This window comes from Dialister sp. UBA1703, from assembly GCA_002320515.1.
In the GTDB taxonomy this organism is placed as follows: Bacteria; Bacillota; Negativicutes; order Veillonellales; family Dialisteraceae; genus Dialister.
The window spans coordinates 329-2,629 of the sequence record DCJJ01000163.1; the positions used below are offsets into that span (position 1 = coordinate 329).

A 2,301-nucleotide genomic window follows, 5' to 3' on the forward strand; every position below is an offset into this window, starting at 1 on the left:
GGAGGGCCGTCAACCTTCCCCTCTAAACCCGCTGAATCTTCACGCCCGAAAGGGCGTGTCCAGAGCCGCCACCCCCTTTGAACCCTTTGAACCTTTTGAACCCGGGCCGCAAAGCGGCCCTTACTATTTCCTACTTTTTCTACATTTCTCTTACCAAATTATGCTATAATATACATAAAAGGATAAAAAATTAGGAGTAGGCCTGTCTGCCTGTACTTTTTATGAAAGTTTCTGTGAAGTAGTTCGATTTCCAGAAACTTTTATTTTCCCGATGGAGAGAGAATACAATGGGATCCTCCTTTCCGGCTGACCGCAGGACAGATGGCACGAAACTGAAGAAAAGGAGGAAAACATGGCGGACATAGAGAAGTTTCGCGGGGCACTGTACGGAAGCGCCTGCGGGGATGCGCTTGGGTATCCTCTGCAGAATTTCTCCGTTGGTCGGATACAGCACCGGTTCGGTCCCTTCGGCCTGCGTACCCTGGTAAGGGATGCAAAAAACGGTAGGAAAGCCCCGATTTCTGACAACACGCAGATGATACTGGCTACCATAGACGGGATTTTATGGACGGACGCCAAGAAACTGGATCTGATAGACGGGATTTATCGTGGTTATATGCGCTGGTACTACAGCCAGACTGGGGAAGAACCGCGGCGGGGGCAGCGCACCTGGATGCGGCGGCAGCCCCATGAAAGGGAATTCTGCCTCCTCCGGGAGAAATTCATGCATGCCCGCAGGAATCCGGAAGAAGGCCTCCTGGGAGCTTTTTCCAAAGACGCCAAGGGCTCTACCAAAATCAAGGTGAATGATTCCAAGGGAAGTGCCGCCCTGGCCAGGGCCATTCCCATAGGCCTTCTCTTTGCAGGAGACAGCAAGGCCGCCTTTGATGAAGCGGTGAGGGCAGCAGCCCTTTCCCATTCCAACCCCGTAGGCTACTATGCCGCCGGCGGTCTGGCAGCCATGATTTCATGTCTGGCCTATGGTCTCACCCTGCCCAAAGCCCTGGAGCGGGCGGAAACCCTTCTGGGCAAAGTCCACAAAACCGACCCCATCCTCTCCCTTCTGGGAGCGGCAGAAGAACAGGCCAATAACCATCCCGCAGGGAAATCAGGCACCTGGGACCACATCGACAGCATTGTGTCCCTGGGAAGCGGTGAAAATGCAGAAGAAGCCCTGGCCATCGCCGTGTACTGCATCCTGGCAGAAGACGATCCCCTAAACGCCCTCATCGTGTCGGCCAACCACTCCGGCAAGAGCAGTACCACCGCCGCCATCACCGGCGCTCTGGAAGGCATCCGCTTCGGTACCGGCTTCATCCCCTCCTACTGGTCTGACATCCTCGAAGGCAGCGAACCCCTCGCCTTTATGACGGACAAGCTGTACTATGTATATGAGAAATATCATCCGAAGAAATGAAATAAAAAAGCCCTGCAGCCCATGCTCCAGGGCTTTTTCCATGAAAAGTCTCCGCCTGCCGGTGCCATCATTATCCTTTAAACCTTTTGCATCTTTTGAACCAGAGCCTCAAAGGGGCCTGCTCCGTGAGAATCATTCTCTGCATTTCAGACTGTGTAAGCAGAGGGAAACGAAAGGGCCCTGAAGGGAAACTCCTTTCCGCCTGTTGTGCGCATCCTTATAAGGGACAGGCAGGAGGAAGCGGAACTTCCTGAATTCATCGGTTCCCTCCGACGCGTCGAGACTTCATAAAAACTCCTGATGAGCACCTGCTAGAAATCCTGGTGGCAACTATGGCTTCACCTGCCTTCCTTGACGAGATAGATATTCCTTAATGGTTTCCCTCTGGCCGATTCATTGAAGAAGTTGACCTGAGCCCTACCGTGCAGCAGTATGGGACGATTCAGGAGTTTTTGCAGTGGAAAGAGCAGCTCTGTCAGGGGCTGCTCTTTTTATAAAAAAGACAGCACAAAAACACGGATGGGCATCCGTGTCAGTCAGTATTGCGGGCCTCTCAGAATCAGGCGCCAACGCTGAGCATACAGGAAAGTCCTGCAGCCGCCTTGAACTTGTCGTCCGGGAATGCGGGCTCATGCTGGGTGGGATGGTATCCGTGTTTTTTGTTTGATGGTCATGCTTTTTGGAATCTGCAGAATCCGTTCCGATTTCCCTGGGCCCCGGGAAATCGGGGAGGGAAATCAGGAACCTGTATACAGGAACTCGTGGTTTTCCTATCTGCCAAAGCTGCATTCCAGCCGGAATATTCGCGATATACATGACAGACAGGAGTAGAATCCTTCCATGGAGTTTCCGGATTTCCTTCTCCATACATTTATATTGCATAA

At 52.5% G+C, this 2,301-nt stretch carries 2 protein-coding genes; one reads left to right on the forward strand and one right to left on the reverse strand.

Going from position 1 to position 2,301, the window contains the following annotated elements:
• Nucleotides 1-352: 352 nt before the first annotated feature.
• On the forward strand, nucleotides 353-1,417 hold the full coding sequence (locus tag B2Y11_RS07620; RefSeq protein WP_291057863.1) for an ADP-ribosylglycohydrolase family protein: 1,065 nt from the start codon (nucleotides 353-355) through the stop codon (nucleotides 1,415-1,417).
• Between the two features lie 417 nt (nucleotides 1,418-1,834).
• Here the strand turns inward: B2Y11_RS07620 and B2Y11_RS07625 are convergent.
• On the reverse strand, nucleotides 1,835-2,301 hold a 467-nt coding region (locus B2Y11_RS07625; protein WP_291057864.1), incomplete at its 5' end, for a hypothetical protein.

Bases quoted from the DNA above. Each gene is read 5' to 3' on its own strand.
- B2Y11_RS07620 (WP_291057863.1), top strand. From the start codon at position 353: ATGGCGGACATAGAGAAGTTTCGCGGGGCACTGTACGGAAGCGCCTGC.